The organism is Agromyces sp. LHK192 (assembly GCF_004006235.1).
Taxonomy (GTDB): Bacteria; Actinomycetota; Actinomycetes; order Actinomycetales; family Microbacteriaceae; genus Agromyces.
This window is the reverse complement of sequence record NZ_CP034753.1, coordinates 30,143-48,246: the sequence shown is the minus strand read 5'-3', so window position 1 is coordinate 48,246 and position 18,104 is coordinate 30,143. Positions and strand designations below refer to the sequence as shown.

Genomic DNA, 18,104 nt, shown 5'->3' with positions numbered 1-18,104 from the left:
GAGACGGCGAGTATCCGGCGAACCCCCGGATGCCGCGGGTCAGAACCCGACCGTCGGCACCTTGGCGTCGGAGGACCTGGCGTCCAGGGGCTCGGCGTCGAGAGGCTCGGCGTCGAGAGCCCTCGCGCGGGCCCGCACATGGTCGCGGAGGTGCTCGAGCGCAGGCAGCGCATCCTCGATGGCCTCGATGTCCTCGTCGGTCAACTCCTCGAGGGCGAGCGCAACGATGTCCGTGCTGATCACCTGGAAGCGCGCGTAGACCTCCATCGCGTATCGGGATGCACGCACCTCGACCTGACGGTGATTATGGTCGGCCGTGCGCCGCTCGACCAGGTCGCCTTCCTCCATCGCCCGCAACAGGTTGCTGATGGTGGGTCGGCTGAGCCGGAGGATCGCGGCGATCTCACCGGGTGATCGCGTCTCACCGCCGACGAGCAAGCGCAGCACTTCGACGTGCGTCTCGGGGATCTCGGGTAGCTGGTCGTGGCTTCGCGCGATGCGCAGCAGACTCCGTCGCAAGGTCGGCACGAGGCTGCTGATCCGTGCGACGACGACACTGTCGAGCGTGCGGCTCATGCCCGCAGTCTCGCGGCGGTTCGGTCGCCGCGCAAGGCGCCACTCCGGGGCATCCGCCTCAGACGACGCGACCTGCGAACGCGATGGCCTGCTCGAGCAGCGCGTCGCGGTCGACGTCGCCCTCGAAGCGGTGGCCCGCCCCGTCGACGAGCACGAGTTCGACCTCACCGCCCGCCGAGTCGATCGCCTTGGCGAACGACTCGGCCTGCGAGTGGGGCACGGCGGTGTCTGCGGTGCCGTTCACGATGAGGAAGGGCGGGAGCGGAGCCGCCGCCGCGTCGCGCGAGTCGGCGCGAACCGGGTCGACGCCCACCAATTCGGCGCGCACCCGCAGGGCGGGGCTGGCCGCCGCCGCGAGGTCGGGCCGCTCACCCGCCGTGGCGCCGAGCCAGCGGGCTTCGGCGCACTCGGGGTCGGTCGTCCGGCCGAGGAGCCTGGCGTGGTCGATCAGGTCGGTCGGTCCGTACCAGTGCACGACGCCGCGCGGCGGGGCATCCGTGCCGAGCAGTTCGAGCGCGGTGAGCGACGCGATCGTCGCGCCCGCCGACTCGCCCCACAGCACCACGCGGTCGGCGGCGATGCGGAACTGCGGCGCCCGCGCGCGGAGCCATCCGATCGCGGCGACGACGTCGTCGACCTGCGCGGGGAACACCGCCTCCGCGCTGAGCCGGTAGTCGACCGAGGCGACGGCGAAACCGGCGGCGGCGATCCGCTCGAACGCGTCGAGGATCTCCGGCCCGAAGTCGCGCCGGCTCCCCTGCTGCCAACCGCCGCCGTGCACGAACACGACGAGCGGGGCAGCGGCATCCGATTCGGATCGCGGCGGCAGGTGCAGGTCGAGGGCGAGCGGCCGGAATCCGGGCCGCTCCAGGTAGACGACGTCGCGAACGCTCGAGCGGCGCTCCGCGAGACCAGCCGAGCCGGTTTCCCGACCGGATGTCTCGCCGCCCGCGCTCGGCGTCAACAGGGCATCCACGAGCCGGTGTGCGGTGCCGGGCGGCACGGGCATCGGACTCAGTGCGCGCAGGGTCAGGAATCCGACGAACGCCTCGATGATCTCGGCGACCGGGGCATCCGCTCGCAACTGGCCGGCCGCGATGCCGGCGGCGAGCCGAGCGCCGAGCGCCGACGCCCCTCCGATCCGTTCCTGGAGGCCGGTGGCGACGGCGTCGTCGGCCGTCGCCGCGGCGACGAGCGAGCGGACGAGTCCGGCGTTGGCGGGCTGCGCGAAGAAGTCGAGTACGAGGTCGAGCCATGCGACGAAGTCACCGCGCAGGTCGCCCGTGTCGACGGGTGCGAAGTGGTCGGGCAGGAGCAGGCCCTCGATCAGGCAGTCGGCCACCAGCGCGGCCTTCGACGACCACCAGCGGTAGATCGTCTGCTTGCCGACGCCGGCCGCGGCCGCGATGCCCTCCATGCTCAGGCCGTCGTACCCCCGCTCGGCGAACTGCGCCGCGGTCGCCTGCAGGATCGCCACCCGCGCCGCCTCGCTCCTCGTCGCCCCGCGTCGTCCCTCCGCCATCCTCACATCTTAGATTCAGACAACGAGACGGACCGTTGCGTATTCTTGGATGCGGTCGCCCACGGTCCGTGCGCCGAACGCGGCCGACTCGGCGCGCGCGGCGGCGCGGCATCCACCCGAGAGGACATCGCACGATGGCGGAACTGCTCTATCGACTCGGCAAGTTCGCCGCACGACGAGGCTGGGTGGTCGTCACCGCCTGGCTCGCGGTCCTCGCGATCGCGGTCGGCGGATTCCTGGTCGGGTTCAAGGGCCTCGCGACCAGCTTCGACGTGCCCGGCACCGCATCCGGCGACGTCGTCGCCGAGCTCGAGGAGGCTCTGCCCGACTACGCCGGGGCATCCGGCACCGTCGTGTTCCAGACCGTCGACGGCGAGCCGCTCACCGCCGAGCAGCAGGCCGAGATCACCGCGCTCGTCGACAGCGCGACCGACCTGCCGGACGTCGCCGAGGTCCGCGACCCGTTCGAGACGCAGCAGGAGCTCGCCGACCGTCAGCAGGAGCTGGCCGACGGGCAGCAGCAGATCGACGACGGCCGTGCCGAACTCGACGCGGGCCAGGCGCAGCTCGATGCCGCCTCCGCCCAGCTCGACGCCGGTCAGCAGCAGCTCGACGCCGGACAGGCGCAACTCGACGCGGCCCGCCAGCAGGCCGAGGCCGCGGGCGCCCCCGAGCAGCAGCTCGCCGCGCTCGACGAGCAGCAGGCGCAGCTCGACGCGCAGCAGGCACAGCTCGACGCGGGCCGACAGCAGCTCGAAGACCAGCAGGCGACCCTCGACGAGGGCCGCGACGAGCTCGAGGCCAACGAGGCGAAGGTCGAACTCGGCGCCGAACTGATCTCGCACGCCGACGGCATCCGCATGGTCTCCGAGGACGGCTCGACCGCCCTCGTCAACGTCGCGTTCAGCGAGACCCGCATGGAGCTGCCCGAAGCGTCGAAGCAGGCCGTCATCGACCACTTCGAGTCCGAGCCGATCGACGGCGTCGAGGTGTCGTTCTCGACCGAGATCTCGCAGGGCGTGCCGCAGCTCATCGGCGTCGGCGAGATCGTCGGCGTCGTGTTCGCCGGCATCGTGCTGATCGTGATGCTCGGCTCGCTCATCACCGCGTCGTTTCCGATCCTCACCGCGATCTTCGGCGTCGCGATCGCGGCGCTCGGCACCCTCGCGTTCTCGGGGGTCGTGCAGATGGCCTCGGTCACGCCCATGCTCGGGCTCATGCTGGGCCTCGCGGTCGGCATCGACTACTCGCTGTTCATCATCAACCGACATCGGAAGCAATTGCTGGAGGGCGCCGAGGTCGACGAGTCGATCGGCCTCGCGAACGGCACCGCCGGCAACGCCGTCGTCTTCGCCGGTACCACGGTGGTCGTCGCCCTGTTCGCGCTCAACGTGACCGGCGTGCCGTTCCTCGGCCTGATGGGTACCGCCGGCGCGGTCGCCGTCGTCATCGCGGTGCTCATCGCGATCAGCCTCACGCCCGCCCTGCTGGGCTTCCTCGGCCACCGTGCACTCGGCAAGCGGGCTCGCGCGAAGATCGGCGAGGTGCACCACGAAGACCTCGCCGCGAAGCCGATGCCGACCTGGCGCGCGATCGTCACGGTCATCGTGACCGCCGCAGCCCTGCTTGCGATCGCGATCCCGTCGCTGTCCATGCGCGTGGGCCTGCCCGACGGCTCGACCGAGCCCGAGGAGTCCGCCGCGCACCGCGCCTACGTCGCGACCGAGAACGCGTTCGGCGCCGGCGTCAATGGCCCGCTGCTCGTCACCGCCACGCTGCCCGAAGGCCTCACCGAGGACGAGCAGCTCCAGGCCCAGGCCGACATCGCCGCCGTCCTCGCCGACCAGGAGGACGTCGTCGCGGTCGCACCGATCGACGTCTCCGACGACGGCACGCTCACCGCGTTCCAGGTCGTGCCCGCTGAGGGCCCGAACAGCGAATCGACCGAGCAGCTCGTCCGCGACCTGCGCGAGCTGCCGCCGATCGAGTCGTCGACGGGCGACGACGAGTACACGCTCGGCGTCGCCGGCCAGGCCGCGATCAACATCGACATCTCCGCGAACCTCGCCGGAGTGCTGCCGCTCTACCTGACCGTGGTCGTCGGCCTCTCGCTGCTGATCATGATCCTGGTGTTCCGGTCGATCCTGGTGCCGCTCATCGCCACCGGCGGGTTCATCCTGTCGCTGTTCGCGACGTTCGGTGCGACGACCGCGCTGTTCCAGTGGGGCTGGGGCGCCGACCTGCTCGGCATCCAGACCGGGCCGATCCTGAGCTTCCTGCCGGTGATCCTCGTCGGCATCCTGTTCGGCCTGGCGATGGACTACCAGCTGTTCCTGTCGACCGGCATGCGGGAGGCGTACGTGCACGGTGCACCCGCGCGCCTCGCCGTCGCCCGCGGGTTCCGAGCCGGTCGCTCGGTGGTCATCGCCGCCGGGCTCATCATGATCTCGGTGTTCGGCGGCTTCGTGTTCGCCGAGTCGACGATGATCCGCTCGATCGGCTTCGGCCTCGCGTTCGGCGTGCTGATCGACGCCTTCGTCGTCCGGATGCTCCTCATGCCCGCGCTGATGCACCTCCTCGGCAAGTCGGCCTGGTGGATCCCGAAGTGGCTCGACCGCATCCTGCCCGACGTCGACGTGGAGGGCGCGGCGCTCGAGCGCCGGCACCACGCCTGATCGGGGCGCTCCACGCTCCGAACGAACGGATGCCCCGCCTGCGACTCGCAGGCGGGGCATCCGACCTCGTACCGGTCGCGATCAGCTCAGGCGCTGCCGCCGACCGTCTTCAGCTTCTCGAGCACCTGGTCGATGCTGAAGCTCGCCGACCGCTGACGCTGCGGGAAGTCGACGAGGGTCTGCAGCATCCGCGCCACGTACGACTGCGCGGGGATGAAGAGGTAGACGCGGTCGAGCATCCAGTCGAAGTAGGTGTTCGAGGTGATGTCGGCGCGCTCGTACGGGTCGGTGCGGAGGTTGAACAGCTTCGGGGCGCGGAGTTCGACGTACGGCTCGAGCCAGATGTCGAGCGTTCCCGCGGCGCGCTGCTCCATGAACACGATCTTCCAGTTGTCGAACCGCAGCGCAGTCAGGTCGCCGTCGTCCGACACGTAGAAGAAGTGCTTGCGCGGGCTCTCGTCGGCCTCGCCCGTGAGGTAGTCGAGCTGGTTGTGCCCGTCCAGGTGCACGCGGTACTCGGTGCCGCCGAGGTCGGCGCCCTCGAGGAGCCGCTCCGCGATGTCCGAGTCGCCGGCGGCAGCGAGCAGCGTGACGAACCAGTCGTTGTGACTGACGATCCCGTTCAGCGTGGTGCCCGCAGGGATGTGCCCGGGCCACCGCACCATCGCCGGCACCCGGTACGCGCCCTCCCAGTTCGAGTTCTTCTCGTTGCGGAACGGCGTCATGCCGGCATCGGGCCACGAGTTCATGTGCGGACCGTTGTCGGTCGAGTACATGACGATCGTGTTGTCGGCGATGCCGAGCTCGTCGAGCAGGTCGAGCAGGTCGCCGACGAGGTCGTCGTGGTCGAGCATCGTGTCGTGGTACTCCGACTGCCACCGCCCCGCGCGGCCGATGCTCTCGGGCTTCGGGTGGGTGCGGAAGTGCATGTGCGTCGAGTTGAACCACACGAAGAACGGCGTGTCGTCGTCGGCCTGCTTCCGGATGAACTCGGACGCCGCGTCGCGGAACTCCTCGTCGCACGTCTCCATGCGCTTCTTCGTGAGCGGCCCGGTGTCCTCGATGCGCTGCGTGCCATCGCCGTTCGCCCACGAGTGGATGACCCCGCGCGGGCCGAAGTTCTTGCGGAAGTCGGGGAAGTCCTCGGCCTTCGGATAATCGGGGTGCTCGGGCTCCTCCTCGGCGTTCAGGTGGTACAGGTTGCCGAAGAACTCGTCGAACCCGTGCGCGGTCGGCAGGTGCTCGTCGCGGTCGCCGAGGTGGTTCTTGCCGAACTGTCCGGTCGCGTACCCCTGCGCCTTCAAGGCCGTGGCGATCGTCGGGTCCTCCGCCTGGAGTCCGAGCGGAGCGCCGGGCATCCCGACCTTGGTCAGGCCGGTGCGATACGGGTTCTGGCCGGTGATGAACGCCGCGCGCCCCGCGGTGCAGCTCTGCTCGCCGTAGTAGTCGGTGAACTTCACGCCCTCGTTCGCGATGCGGTCGATGTTCGGCGTGCGATACCCCATGAGCCCGTCGGAGTAGGCGCTGAGATTGCTGATGCCGATGTCGTCGCCCCAGATGATGAGGATGTTCGGCTTGTCGGACATGTTCCCTCCCCCAGGGTCGACGGGGTCGCGCGCTGCGCGCACCCCCTCCGCTGATCCTAGGCCGCGACGGTGCCGTGGGGCGTGCCCGCGCTCTTCCGTTCGTCGGACCACGTCGGTACGTTCGAGTCCGGGGGCGGGTGGAATCACGGCCCCCGGAAGGGGAACCGCACATGTCCGAATTCAACTCGGATTTCCACGGGAAGATCGAGCTCGACGTCCGCGACTCCGTCGCCGACTGGACGCCCTACACGCTGAAGCAGGCTCCCGAGGGGGCGCCGAACGTGCTCGTCGTGCTGTACGACGACACGGGCCTCGCCGCGTGGTCGCCGTACGGCGGCGGGATCAACATGCCCACGATGGACCGGCTCGCGCAGGGCGGGCTCACGTACACGCAGTGGCACACGACCGCGCTGTGCTCGCCGACCCGATCGACCTTCCTCACCGGCCGCAACCACCACGTCAACCGGGTGGCGACGATCATGGAAGCCACCGACGGCTTCCCCGGTTCGGCCGGCCGCCTGCCGGCCGAGTGCGCGACGATCGGCCAGGTGCTGCAGGACAACGGCTTCTCGACCTTCTGGGTCGGCAAGAACCACAACGTGCCGGAGGAGGACCTCGCGCCGGGCGGCAGCAAGTCGGAGTGGCCGCTGAACAAGGGGTTCGACCGGTTCTACGGGTTCCTCGGCGGCGAGACCAACAACTGGTACCCCGACCTCGTCGAGGACAACCACTTCATCGAGCAGCCGTACTCGCCCGAGGAGGGGTACCACCTCTCGAAGGACCTGGCCGACCAGGCGCTCCGGATGCTCCGGGACCAGCAGTCGTCGAATCCGTCGAAGCCCTGGTACCTATGGTTCTGCCCCGGCGCGAACCACGCACCGCACCACGCGCCCGACGAGTACATCGCGAAGTACAAGGGTGCGTTCGACGGCGGCTACGAGGCGTACCGCGAGTGGGTGCTCGGTCGCATGATCGAGAAGGGCATCGTGCCGGAGGGCACGGCGTTGACACCCCTCAACCCGTTCCCCGAGGATGTCGCGAACCCGGCGGACCTCGTGCTCGCGTGGGACGACCTCGGAGACGAGGAGAAGGCACTGTTCTGCCGCATGGCCGAGGTGTACGCCGGATTCTCCGAGTACACCGACGCGCAGGTCGGCCGCATCGTCGACTACCTCGAAGAGACCGGGCAGTTGGAGAACACCCTGGTCTTCTACTGCGCCGACAACGGCGCGTCCGCGGAGGGCAGCCCGCACGGCTCGGTGAACGAGAACAAGTTCTTCAACGGGTACCCCGACAGCCTGGAGGAGAACCTCAAGCTGATCGACCGCATCGGTTCGCCGGACACGTACAACCACTATCCGACGGGGTGGGCGGCAGCGTTCTCATCGCCGTTCCAGATGTTCAAGCGGTACTCGCAGTTCTCGGGCGGCACGTGCGACCCGATGGTGATCCACTGGCCGAAGGGGTTCGAGTCGAAGGGCGAGGTGCGGCACCAGTACCACCACTCGACCGACATCGTGGCGACGATCCTCGACGCCGTCGGCCTCGAGATGCCCGACGTGTACCGGGGCGTGAAGCAGCATCCGCTCAACGGCGTGTCCATGCGGTACAGCTTCGACGCGGCACCCGACGGCCCGACCGAGAAGCACGTGCAGTACTACACGATGCTCGGTACCCGTGGCATCTGGAAGGACGGCTGGAAGGCGTCGGCCGTGCACGCCCCGATCAGCGGCAAGTCGAACTTCGACCGGGACGTCTGGGAGCTCTACCACGTCGACGAGGACCGCTCGGAGTCCAGGAACCTGGCAGCCGAGCAACCGGAGAAGCTGCAGGAGCTGATCGACGCCTGGTACGAGCAGGCGAAGGAAAACTTCGTGCTCCCGCTCGACGATCGCACCGCACTCGAACTGGTGACGATCGAGCGGCCGCAGTCGGAGCCACCGCGTACCCGCTACACCTACTACCCCGACACGACCGCGGTGCCGGAATCGGTCGCCGTGAGCGTGCGCGGGCGCTCCTACAAGATCATCGCCGACGTGATCCTCGACGAGGGCGCTGAAGGCGTGATCTTCGCGCACGGCTCGCGTTTCGGCGGCCACTCGTTGTTCCTGAAGGACGGGAAGCTGCACTACGTGTACAACTTCCTGGGGATCCCGCCCGAGCAGCACTTCGAATCGGAGCCACTCGCGCCGGGCGCGCACGCCCTGGGCGTCGAGTTCATCCGCGAGTCCGCGGGCGAGCATGGCGAGTCGGTCGGGACGGCGAAGCTCTACGTCGACGACCAGGTCGTCGCCGAGGGACCGATGCGCGCGCAGGTCGGCAAGTTCACCCTCTGCGGCGACGGCCTGTGCGTCGGCTACGACAGCGCCGATGCCGTGAGCAGCCGGTACGCCAACCCGTTCCCGTTCACGGGCGGGAAGCTGCTGGGCGTCGCGGTCGACGTGAGCGAGGAGCAGTACCTCGACCTCGAGCGTGAGGCCCAGGCCATCCTCTCCCGCGAATAACGCGAGGAGCGCGGGTCGGCGCGGCTGCGATCACCGCCCACGCTCGGCGACCCACTCGTGGGCGTCGGCGTGGGCGGTGCGCAGCGCGTCGCCGATCCACTCGCTGCTCCGGTACACGGATGCCTCTCCGATGAGCGCGATCACGCCGCCCGCGCCGAGTTCGGCGATCACCTCGTCGTTGGGCGCGATGATGCGCAGCGCCGAGTCGCGCTCGATGAGCTCGTGCGCGTAGCGCCCGAGCACCGCGATGAGGGCGAGGCCGAGCTGGTCGATGCCGCGCAGCCGCAGGATCACGACGGAGTCGCGCGTCGAGGCATCCACCTTCGGCAACTGCGACTCGAACACCGGCGCGCTCGCGAAGAACAGGCTGCCGTAGGGCTGCAGCACGATCACCTCGCCCGACCCGACGACGGGCACCGGGTCCTGTTCGCGCCGGCGGCCGTCGGGCTCGATGACGATCTGCCGCACCGACAGGCGGTTCGACTGGCGGGCGACGAAGAGGATGATGCCGAGCCCGACGCCGACGAGCACCGCGAACTGCAGCGGGATGATCAGCGTGAGCACGAAGGTCACGCCCATGATCGTCGACTGGAGCACGCCGGTCTTGAGCACCGACTTCACCTTCTGCGGCTTGATCGTGCCGAACCCGACGACGATGAGCAGGGCGGCCAACGACGGCATGGCCACGTAGGCGACGATGCCGGATGCCACGAGCACCACGAACGCCATCACCGCCGAGGCGATGAACAGCGCGAGCCTGGTCTTCGCGCCGGCCGCGGTGATCAGGGCCGAGGCCGACATCGAGCCGCCGACCGGCATCCCCTGGAACACGCCCGCGACGACGTTGCCCGCGCCCTGTCCGATGAAGTCGCGCGAGGCATCCGCTCGTCTGCCGTTGGCGTTGGGGACTCCCGCCGACACGGCTGCGCCCTGTACCAGTCCGACGAAGGCGAGCGAGAGCGCCGGGATCGTGAGCGCCACCACGTCGTCGATGCTCGGCAGCACGGGCGCCGGCAGTCCGCTCGGCACGTCGGCGATGTCGTCGACGGTCGCGACCTGCCACCCGAGCCACGCGTCGAGGGCGAGCGTCAGCACCGAGCCGATGGCGACGGCGACCACGAGGCCCAGCGACCCGAGCCTCGTGCGCGTGAGCCAGACGATGAGCCCGAGCGAGACCGCGCCGATGATCGTGGTGGGCCAGTCGAACTCCCAGAAGTGCCAGACGAGGTCGAACGCGCGCACGACCCGGTTCGGCCCCTCACCCTCTGCACCCGTGAAGTTGGAGAGCTGACCGAGGATCATGTTGATGCCGACCGCGGTGACGAACCCGGTCATGACGGCGGTCGGCACGAACCGCAGCAGGCGTCCGCCCTTCAGCACGCCGGCGACGATCATGATGATCCCGGTGAGCATGGCGAGCGTGAACAGCGCCCGGTCGGGGTCGGGTCGCGAGGCGAGGTCGGTGTCGGCGACGACGAGCGACATCGCGCCGGTCGCCTGCACGGCCATGAAGGTGCTGCTCGTGAAGCACGCGGCGCCGAGCATGCCGAACAGGTAGGCGTAGAGGCCGGCGATCGGGTTGACGCCGGCGAGCACGCCGCTCGCGAGTCCGTCGGGAACGGATTCGATGCCGAGCACGGTTCCCGCGACCGCGTCGCGGCCGAGGGTCTTCCGGCTGAACACGGGGCGGATGCGTCCCCACGCACGGGAGGTCGCCGTGCGGAGCGTCCATCGCCCGTCGGTCACGTCGCCCTCCGTTCGGCGAGCCATCCGATCGCGGTCGCGATGATCGTGTCGATGTCGGATGCCACGTCGACCACGAGACCCGGTTCGTCGGACCCGAGCGGCTCGAGCGTGTCGAGCTGCGAGTCCAGGAGCGAGGCCGGCATGAAATGCCCGGCGCGCGCCGAGGCTCGGCCGTGCAGGAGCTCACGGCTCCCCGTGAGGTGCACGAACACCGTCGCCGGCGCATGCATGCGGAGCCGGTCGCGGTACGTCCGGCGGAGCGCCGAGCAGGCGACGACGAGACCGGCGCGGTCCGACGCATCCGCCAGCTCCTCCCCGACCAGATCCAGCCACGGCCCGCGGTCGGCGTCGTCGAGCGGCATCCCCGCCGACATCTTGGCGACGTTCGCGGCCGGATGCAGGTCGTCGGCATCCCGCCACGCGACGTCGAGGGCGTCGGCGAGCGCGGCCGCGACGGTCGACTTGCCGACGGCGGAGACGCCCATGACGACGACGAGGGGCGGGTCGGGCAGTGCAGGCGAGGTCACGGCTCCATCCTCGCGCCACCTGCCGTGCCGGCGCACGACCCATCGACCGATCCGCGGTCGCGGGTCTAGCATCGGGACTTGATGGCGAACCAGCAACCGGCTTCGACGCCGTTGATGTCGCACAGGCAGATCCTCTTCGTGATCTTCGGCCTGATGGCAGGCATGTTCCTCTCGGCCCTCGACCAGACGGTCGTCGGCACCGCGATCCGCACCATCGGCGATGACCTCCACGGCCTCAGCCAGCAGGCGTGGGTGACGACGGCGTACCTGATCGTCTCGACGATCTCGACGCCGATCTACGGCAAGCTCTCCGACATCTGGGGTCGCCGCCCGTTGTTCATCGCGGCGATCGTGATCTTCATCGTCGGCTCGCTGCTGGCCTCGTTCTCGACGTCGATGCTCGAGCTCGCGGCGTTCCGCGCCATCCAGGGCCTCGGCGCGGGCGGCCTGATGTCGATGCCGCTCGCGATCATGGGCGACATGCTCGCGCCGCGCGAGCGCGCGAAGTACCAGGGCTACTTCCTCGCGGTGTTCGGCATCTCGAGCCTCATCGGGCCGCTCGTGGGCGGCCTGTTCGCCGGCGCCGACGAGATCCTGTTCATCGCGGGCTGGCGCTGGGTGTTCCTCATCAACGTGCCGATCGGCATCGCGGCGCTCGCGATCGTCATGCGGTTCCTGCACCTGCCGAAGCAGGAGCACGACCGCGTGCGCATCGACTGGTGGGGCGCGACGTTCGTGGTCGTCGGCCTGGTCCCGCTGCTGCTCGTGGCCGAGGAGGGCCGCGACTGGGGCTGGTCGAGCCCCATCGCGATCGCCTGCTACGTGGTCGGTGGCCTCGGCGTGCTCGCGTTCGTGATCGTCGAGTCGCGGATGGGCGACGACGCGCTGATCCCGCTGAAGCTGTTCCGCTCGTCGACGTTCTCGATGGCGACGGTGATCGGCGTGTTCGTCGGCTTCGGCATGTTCGGCGCGATGATGACGATCCCGCTGTTCCTGCAGCTCGTGTTCGGTGCGACGCCGACCGAGAGCGGCCTGCAGATGCTGCCGATGATCCTCGGCATGATGGCGGCTTCGATCGGGAGCGGCCAGATCATCGCGCGCACCGGGCGGTACCGGATGTTCCCGATCCTCGGCACGCTGTTCCTGGCCGGCGGGTTCCTCGTGCTCACCTTCATCCGGTACGACTCGACGTACTGGTACATGGCGGGCGCGATGCTGCTGATCGGCCTGGGCCTCGGCCAGCTCATGCAGACGCTGACGATCGCCAGCCAGAACTCGGTGGGGCTGCGCGACATGGGCGTCGCGACGAGCGCCTCGACGTTCTTCCGCCAGATCGGCGGCACGCTCGGCACCGCCGTGCTGCTGTCGTTGCTGTTCACCGTGATGCCGCAGAACATCACCGGGTCGCTGTCCGACGAGGCGACGCTCAGCGACGCACTGGATGCCGCGCTCGACCCGGCCGTCGCGACGGCGCCCGAGAACGCGCAGATCATGGAGACGATCTACTCCCCAATCGTCGAGCCGATCACCGCGAACCTGCCTCCGCAGGTCGATCTGTCGGACGAGGCGCAGCGCGCGCAGGTCGTCGAGCAGGCGCTCCCGCAGATCGAGGAGGCATTCGGCGGCGAGGGCTCGGCCGAGGCATCCGTCGGCGGTGACGCGCTCGACGACACGTCGTTCCTGACCGGCGCCGATCCGAGGCTCACGAAGCCGTTCCTCGTCGGCTTCACCGAGTCGGCGGTCGCGGTCTACCGCGTCGCCCTGATCGTCGTGCTGATCGCGTTCCTGCTCTCGCTGTTCTTCCGCACCCCGCCGCTGCGGGCGAAGTCGGCGATGCAGGAGGCCGCCGACGAGCGCGCGGCGGCCGCGGCGAGTTCGCGCGGAGGGGCATCCGACGGCGAGCCCACCGACACCGGCGTGATCGCGACCCTCGCGGCCGAGGAGGTCGGCGCCCTCGTGCAGCCGGGCGCGGACACGGCGTCGCATCGCGTGCACGACGAACCGCCGGCCACGGGCAGGCGGGCGAAGGGAGACGACGGATGAGTGCCGAGACCCCCGAGGAGTACCTCGCCGCCCAATCGCCCGAGGCGCAGGAGTGGTTGCGCGAGTTCCACGACTACGTGGAGGCCACGTATCCGAGCGTGCCGCTCATCATGTTCCGCGGGGTGCCGATGTTCCGGTTCGCGGACTCGTACCTGAAGGGCTACGTGATGTTCACGGCCGCATCGAAGACGATGTCGGCGCACGCGATCGACTTCGACCTCGTCGACGCGGCCAAGGCCGCCGTCGGCGGCTCGCAACCGGCGAAGGGCTGCGTGAAGGTGAAGTACATGGATGCCGCGGCCAAGCCCGTCGTCTACGAGATGATCGACGCGGTCATGGCGCGGAACGGCATCCCGAAGGCCTGACCTCCTGCGCCTGCATCGCCCGTTGCTCCCGATCCCGACGACCTTTTCAGGACCACAGCGGTCAGAGACTCTCTATCGGGCCATGGCCGCCGTGGTCCTGAAAACGTATGCCGGGCGGTGCTCACTCAGGCCCGAAGGCCGGCGAAGAACTCCCGCAGGTCGTCGGCCAGCAGCTCCGGCTGCTCCATCGCCGGGAAGTGCCCGCCCGACTCGTGCTCGCGCCACTGCGCGATGCCGCCCCACGCGTTGAACGCCTTCGCCATGAGCGGATGCGTGTCGAAGACCGACCACGCGGTCGGCACGTCGCCCCCGGCGAGCCAGTCGAGTCCGGAATGCGTCGACTCCCAGTAGAACTGCGCGCTCGACGCGCCCGACTTCGTGAACCAGTAGAGGCTGATGTCGGTCAGCAGTTGGTCGCGGTCGACGGCCTCGTCGGGGGTCGGGCGGGTCGGGTCGGTCCAGCCCTGGAACTTCTCGGCGATCCAAGCCAGCTGCCCGACGGGCGAGTCGACGAGCGCAGGCCCGATCGTGTCGGGCTTGTGGTTCTGCAGGTCGAAGTAGCCGCGGTCGGCGGCCTCGCGCTCTCGGATCGCCGCGATCTCGTCCTTCTCCTCGTCGGTCAGGCCGTCGGGGTACGGGAACTGGTCGCCGACCATCGCGAGCGAGTTGCCGTCGCTGCCGACGTGCACGCCGGTCACGCGGTCCGGGTACAGGGCCGCGAGCCGGCCGGCGATGCCCGCCCCGATGTCGGTGCCGTGGACGCCGAATCGGTCGTAGCCGAGCCGGGTCATGATCTCGGCGAACGCCTCGGTCGTCCGCGCGAGCTCCCATCCCGTGCTCGACAGGGGATTCGAGAACCCGAAGCCGGGCAGCGATGGCATCACCAGGTCGAATTCGTCGGTCAGGAGCGGGATGAGCCGCTGGTACTCGACGAACGAACCGGGCCAGCCGTGCACGAGCATCAGCGGTGTCGCGTCGGGGTTCGCCGAGCGCACCCGCACGACGTGGAAGGTCTGGCCGTCGACGACGGTCGTGTACTGCTCGTGCTCGTTGAGCGCGGCTTCCTGCTCACGCCAATCGAACGTGCGCCATGCGTCGGCGAGCTCGCGGAGGTACGCGTTCGGGATGCCGCGGCTGAAGTCCGTGCGATCGTCGCGGCCGGGGATCGGATCGGGCCACCGCGTGCGGTCGAGCCGCTCGTGCAGGTCGGCGAGGTCCGCCTCGGGGATGTCGACGCGGAAGGGGACGAGGTCGGTGTCGGTGTGTGCGTTCATGACCACCACGGTTCCAGCAATTGCGGCAGGATATCTTCCGCGATACGTGAAATGCTCGAGCCATGCTCGACACGTCCGCACGCCTCCTGAAGCTGCTCTCGCTGCTGCAGATCCCGCGCGAGTGGACGGGCGTCGAGCTCGCCGAGCGCCTCGAGGTGAGCGCGCGCACCGTGCGCACCGACATCGGCAAGCTGCGCGAACTCGGCTACGCCGTGGATGCCCGGCCGGGCGTCGCCGGCGGCTACCGCCTGGTCGCGGGCACGGCGATGCCCCCGCTCGTGCTCGACGACGACGAGGCGGTCGCCATCGCGATCGGACTCACGACGGCCATGACCCGCGGCATCCGCCTGGGTGAATCGTCGGTGACGGCGCTCGGCAAGGTCGAACAGGTGATGCCGCCGCACCTGCGGCAACGCGTGGACGCCGCCCGCGCTGCGACGAGCGTCGCGGACGACCCGGATGCCTCCCTCGACGTGTCCGTGTTCAGCGCGATCGCGTCGGCCATCCGCTGGAACGAGCGCCTCAGGTTCGACTACGCCACCCACCGCGGCACGCCGTCGCGTCGTCTCACCGAACCGCATCGGCTGATCAACTGGGGATCGCGCTGGTACCTGCTCGCGTGGGACGTCGAGCGCGGCGACTGGCGCACGTTCCGCGCCGATCGCATCGTGCCGCAGCCGCCGACCGGGGTGCGCTTCCGCCCTCGCGAGATCGACGAGGAACTGGTCGTCGCCCACGTCATGCGCGGCGTCGGGCGGGCGCTGTGGGCGTATCGCGCACGGATCCTCGTGCAGGCACCGGCCGCCGAGGTCGAGGCCAAGATCGGCCCACCCGCTGTGGTGACCCCGGTCGGCGAGCGCGCGTGCGAGGTCGAGGTCGGATCGGACGACCCCGACCGGCTCGCACTGTGGATCACCCAGCTCGACGCCGAGATCGAGGTGCTCGAAGGCGACGAGCTCATCGCCGCATTCGCCCGCCTCGCCGCGCGCCTGCGCCGCGCCGCGGGAGCCGCCGGAGCCGCCGAGGGCTGAGTCGAGGGCTGAGTCGAGGGCTCGACGGGCGCCGGACACGCACCGGTCGAAACGGAGTCCCCCTTCCGGGTCGGCGGTCGCGTCGCTACGCTGTGCCGCAACACGGCACCGACGAGCGAGCGGAGACCGAGATGATCTGGAGCAGGGGCAGCACCCGTCGACGTGGATGGCTCGGTCTCGCGGCCGTCGCCACGGCGGGCATCCTCGTGGTCGGCGGTTCGGTGGTCGCGACCGCGGCCTCGCAATCGCCGACCTACCGAGGATGCGTGAATCAGAAGACCGGAGTACTGCGCGTGTTGCAGCCGGGTAAGCCCGGAAAGCTCGGATCGTGCATCACCGAGCCGGCGGTGCTCGCCGAGACGCCGATCACCTGGAATCAGCAGGGCCCGGCGGGCATCCCGGGTCCGACCGGGCCGGCCGGGGCCACCGAGGTCGTGACCACCCGCTTCGAGCACGCCGTGCCGGTGTTTCCGAACGACGACCGAACACTGCTGGAGCTCCCGTTGGGAGGCGGCAGCGCGTATCAGGTCACGGTGAACGTCAACGCGGTCGCCGAGCGAAACGACCCGCTCGAGGGGTACTGCCTGCTGCTGGGCGAGGATGGCACGACTCTCGATGAGGCCGTGTTCGCTGCGGACCCAGGCGCGCGATTGCCCATCTCGTTCACCGCCATCGCCGCCGGTACCACCGAGGTCGCTGTGGTGTGCGGCAGTGACTCCGTCGACTTCGTCGTGCACGGCGGGAGCATCTTCGCGACCCCGGCCGTCGTGACGAGCGTGACGCAGCCCTGAGTTCGGGCGGTGGACCTCCCGACGGATCTGAGCGCAGACGACCGAGGCGGGGCATCCGATCGGATGCCCCGCCTCGCGGTTCGCGTGCGCCTCGCGGTCAGGCCGCCTTGCGGCTGCCGCGCGTGATGAGGCCGTAGATCAGCAGCACGATGATGGCGCCGCCGATCGCGAGCAGCCAGGTGCTGAGGTCCCAGAACTCCTCGAGGCCCACGCCGAAAAGCACGCTGCCCAGCCATCCGCCGAGGATCGCGCCGACGACGCCGAGCAGCAGGGTGATGAGCCAGCCGCCGCCCTGCTTGCCGGGCAGGATCAGCTTCGCGATGGCGCCGGCGATGAGGCCGAGGATGAGGAATGCGAGGAAACCCATGGTGTGCTCCTTCGTTCGGTGACGGCCGGTTGCTGCGCCGTGGGGGCGGCGCTCCGGCCGATCAGGATGCGTCAACCGAACCACTCGGCCGCGGATTCCGGATGCCCCTTGCGCTGCAGGGCGCGAACGCGCTACGCGCGGTGCGGTTCGACGGTTCGGCCCGGGCGGGCGTGCTGCCCGGCGCGCGCGGCCCGGTGCGGCTCCGCGACATACGACCTACGCTGCCGGAATGGATGCCTCCGCTCCGCTCGTCCGCCCCGCGAGGCCCGAGGACGCCCGCGCGATGGCCGAGGTCATCGTGCGGTCCTGGCGCGAGACGTACCGCGGGCTGATGCCCGATCGGGTACTCGACGACCCCGGGTTCGTCGACGTCCGCGAGCGGTTCTGGACCACCGCGCTGACCGACGATCGCCACCGCGACAAGCGGATCGCGATCGCGGAGGTCGGCGACGCGGTCGTCGGCGTGGCCATGGCCGGACCGCCGGAGCCGCCCGCGCTCCCGTGGCGATCGCACCTGTACGTGCTGTACGTGCTCGCCGCGCACCACGGCACCGGGATCGGCGCCGACCTGCTCGATGCGGTGGTGCCTCCCGGGTCATCGGCCGCCCTCTGGGTCGCGTCCGAGAACCCGCGTGCCCTGGCCTTCTACCGCAAGCACGGGTTCGTCACCGACGGCACCGTGCAGGTCGACGACGGGGTGCGTGAGCTGCGGATGGTGCGCGCCGGCGACTGAGTGTGATGGGCAGGGCCACTCGCGCGACGGCACGCGAACCGCGCGCGGCCCACACGCAGCGCATGAGAATCCGGTGCACGCGCCGTTCAGGCGGGCTGCAGTCCCGATCCTCATGCACCGGTCGGATGGCCGGCCCGTGGCGTTGCTCGCCACAGGCCGAGACGCGAAACGGCCCGGATCCTCACGAGGATCCGGGCCGTTCCATCTTGGTGCGCAAGGGGGGAGTTGAACCCCCACGCCCTCACGGGCACACGGACCTGAACCGTGCGCGTCTGCCTATTCCGCCACTTGCGCATACCGATTCGCACCATCAGGTGCGCATCAGCCAACAGAGACTAACATTTCGTCGCGCCAATAGCCATTC

At 69.8% G+C, this 18,104-nt stretch carries 14 protein-coding genes and 1 tRNA gene; 7 read left to right on the top strand and 8 right to left on the bottom strand.

Annotation, left to right across the window (positions count from 1 at the left end; all coding sequences use genetic code 11):
• Positions 1 to 39: 39 nt before the first annotated feature.
• Both ELQ40_RS00225 and ELQ40_RS18650 read right to left on the bottom strand, forming a co-directional pair.
• Entirely contained in the window at positions 40 to 576 is a 537-nt protein-coding gene (locus tag ELQ40_RS00225) for a MarR family winged helix-turn-helix transcriptional regulator (RefSeq protein ID WP_127791785.1), read from the bottom strand.
• 58 nt (positions 577 to 634) lie between these two features.
• Positions 635 to 2,098 (bottom strand): alpha/beta hydrolase fold domain-containing protein, encoded by a 1,464-nt coding sequence (locus tag ELQ40_RS18650; RefSeq protein WP_164863421.1) that lies wholly within the window; start codon positions 2,096 to 2,098, stop codon positions 635 to 637.
• Positions 2,099 to 2,232: 134 nt separating this feature from the next.
• On the opposite strand from ELQ40_RS18650, the gene ELQ40_RS00210 reads away from it, so the two are divergent.
• Positions 2,233 to 4,773 (top strand): MMPL family transporter, encoded by a 2,541-nt coding sequence (locus tag ELQ40_RS00210; RefSeq protein WP_127791783.1) that lies wholly within the window; start codon positions 2,233 to 2,235, stop codon positions 4,771 to 4,773.
• An 86-nt stretch (positions 4,774 to 4,859) separates the two neighbouring features.
• Here the strand turns inward: ELQ40_RS00210 and ELQ40_RS00205 are convergent, their stop codons facing one another.
• Positions 4,860 to 6,359 (bottom strand): arylsulfatase, encoded by a 1,500-nt coding sequence (locus tag ELQ40_RS00205; protein WP_127791781.1) that lies wholly within the window; start codon positions 6,357 to 6,359, stop codon positions 4,860 to 4,862.
• Positions 6,360 to 6,529: 170 nt separating this feature from the next.
• Here ELQ40_RS00205 and ELQ40_RS00200 point away from each other — a divergent pair, with 170 nt between their 5' ends.
• Positions 6,530 to 8,863: an arylsulfatase gene (locus ELQ40_RS00200; RefSeq protein WP_127791779.1), complete on the top strand. Its 2,334-nt coding sequence runs from the start codon at positions 6,530 to 6,532 to the stop codon at positions 8,861 to 8,863.
• 30 nt (positions 8,864 to 8,893) lie between these two features.
• Here the strand turns inward: ELQ40_RS00200 and ELQ40_RS00195 are convergent, their stop codons facing one another.
• The gene (locus ELQ40_RS00195) at positions 8,894 to 10,609 is read right to left on the bottom strand and encodes a SulP family inorganic anion transporter (RefSeq protein WP_240665872.1); all 1,716 of its coding nucleotides are present in this window, start codon (positions 10,607 to 10,609) and stop codon (positions 8,894 to 8,896) included.
• On the bottom strand, positions 10,606 to 11,136 hold the full coding sequence (locus ELQ40_RS00190) for a gluconokinase (protein WP_240665871.1): 531 nt from the start codon (positions 11,134 to 11,136) through the stop codon (positions 10,606 to 10,608). The genes ELQ40_RS00195 and ELQ40_RS00190 overlap by 4 nt, the downstream gene beginning before the upstream one ends.
• Before the next feature lie 81 nt (positions 11,137 to 11,217).
• On the opposite strand from ELQ40_RS00190, the gene ELQ40_RS00185 reads away from it, so the two are divergent.
• Positions 11,218 to 13,179, top strand: coding sequence for an MDR family MFS transporter (locus ELQ40_RS00185; protein ID WP_240665870.1), 1,962 nt, complete (start codon positions 11,218 to 11,220; stop codon positions 13,177 to 13,179).
• Positions 13,176 to 13,544 (top strand): hypothetical protein, encoded by a 369-nt coding sequence (locus ELQ40_RS00180; RefSeq protein WP_127791776.1) that lies wholly within the window; start codon positions 13,176 to 13,178, stop codon positions 13,542 to 13,544. Before ELQ40_RS00185 ends, ELQ40_RS00180 begins: the two co-directional genes overlap by 4 nt.
• Positions 13,545 to 13,669: 125 nt before the next feature.
• On the opposite strand, the gene ELQ40_RS00175 is transcribed toward ELQ40_RS00180, so the two are convergent.
• On the bottom strand, positions 13,670 to 14,818 hold the full coding sequence (locus tag ELQ40_RS00175; RefSeq protein ID WP_127791774.1) for an epoxide hydrolase family protein: 1,149 nt from the start codon (positions 14,816 to 14,818) through the stop codon (positions 13,670 to 13,672).
• Between the two features lie 62 nt (positions 14,819 to 14,880).
• Here ELQ40_RS00175 and ELQ40_RS00170 point away from each other — a divergent pair, with 62 nt between their 5' ends.
• Positions 14,881 to 15,849 (top strand): YafY family protein, encoded by a 969-nt coding sequence (locus ELQ40_RS00170; RefSeq protein ID WP_127791772.1) that lies wholly within the window; start codon positions 14,881 to 14,883, stop codon positions 15,847 to 15,849.
• Between the two features lie 131 nt (positions 15,850 to 15,980).
• Positions 15,981 to 16,640 carry a hypothetical protein gene (locus ELQ40_RS00165; protein WP_127791771.1) on the top strand — a complete coding sequence of 220 codons (660 nt, stop codon included), beginning with the start codon at positions 15,981 to 15,983 and terminating at the stop codon, positions 16,638 to 16,640.
• 97 nt (positions 16,641 to 16,737) lie between these two features.
• Here the strand turns inward: ELQ40_RS00165 and ELQ40_RS00160 are convergent, their stop codons facing one another.
• On the bottom strand, positions 16,738 to 17,007 hold the full coding sequence (locus ELQ40_RS00160) for a GlsB/YeaQ/YmgE family stress response membrane protein (protein ID WP_127791769.1): 270 nt from the start codon (positions 17,005 to 17,007) through the stop codon (positions 16,738 to 16,740).
• Between the two features lie 229 nt (positions 17,008 to 17,236).
• On the opposite strand from ELQ40_RS00160, the gene ELQ40_RS00155 reads away from it, so the two are divergent.
• A complete protein-coding gene (locus ELQ40_RS00155; RefSeq protein WP_205649387.1) occupies positions 17,237 to 17,740 on the top strand; it encodes a GNAT family N-acetyltransferase in 504 nt (167 codons plus the stop codon).
• A gap of 207 nt (positions 17,741 to 17,947) precedes the next feature.
• Here ELQ40_RS00155 and ELQ40_RS00150 read toward each other — a convergent pair.
• A tRNA-Leu gene (locus ELQ40_RS00150) sits at positions 17,948 to 18,034 on the bottom strand.
• Between the last annotated feature and the right edge of the window lie 70 nt (positions 18,035 to 18,104).

What these genes read in the sequence shown, in the direction of transcription:
- ELQ40_RS00225 (WP_127791785.1), bottom strand. Translation starts at nt 576, where the DNA reads ATGAGCCGCACGCTCGACAGTGTCGTCGTCGCACGGATCAGCAGCCTC.
- ELQ40_RS18650 (WP_164863421.1), bottom strand. Translation starts at nt 2,098, where the DNA reads ATGGCGGAGGGACGACGCGGGGCGACGAGGAGCGAGGCGGCGCGGGTG.
- ELQ40_RS00210 (WP_127791783.1), top strand. Translation starts at nt 2,233, where the DNA reads ATGGCGGAACTGCTCTATCGACTCGGCAAGTTCGCCGCACGACGAGGC.
- ELQ40_RS00205 (WP_127791781.1), bottom strand. Translation starts at nt 6,359, where the DNA reads ATGTCCGACAAGCCGAACATCCTCATCATCTGGGGCGACGACATCGGC.
- ELQ40_RS00200 (WP_127791779.1), top strand. Translation starts at nt 6,530, where the DNA reads ATGTCCGAATTCAACTCGGATTTCCACGGGAAGATCGAGCTCGACGTC.
- ELQ40_RS00185 (WP_240665870.1), top strand. Translation starts at nt 11,218, where the DNA reads ATGGCGAACCAGCAACCGGCTTCGACGCCGTTGATGTCGCACAGGCAG.
- ELQ40_RS00180 (WP_127791776.1), top strand. Translation starts at nt 13,176, where the DNA reads ATGAGTGCCGAGACCCCCGAGGAGTACCTCGCCGCCCAATCGCCCGAG.
- ELQ40_RS00175 (WP_127791774.1), bottom strand. Translation starts at nt 14,818, where the DNA reads ATGAACGCACACACCGACACCGACCTCGTCCCCTTCCGCGTCGACATC.
- ELQ40_RS00170 (WP_127791772.1), top strand. Translation starts at nt 14,881, where the DNA reads ATGCTCGACACGTCCGCACGCCTCCTGAAGCTGCTCTCGCTGCTGCAG.
- ELQ40_RS00165 (WP_127791771.1), top strand. Translation starts at nt 15,981, where the DNA reads ATGATCTGGAGCAGGGGCAGCACCCGTCGACGTGGATGGCTCGGTCTC.
- ELQ40_RS00160 (WP_127791769.1), bottom strand. Translation starts at nt 17,007, where the DNA reads ATGGGTTTCCTCGCATTCCTCATCCTCGGCCTCATCGCCGGCGCCATC.
- ELQ40_RS00155 (WP_205649387.1), top strand. Translation starts at nt 17,237, where the DNA reads ATGGATGCCTCCGCTCCGCTCGTCCGCCCCGCGAGGCCCGAGGACGCC.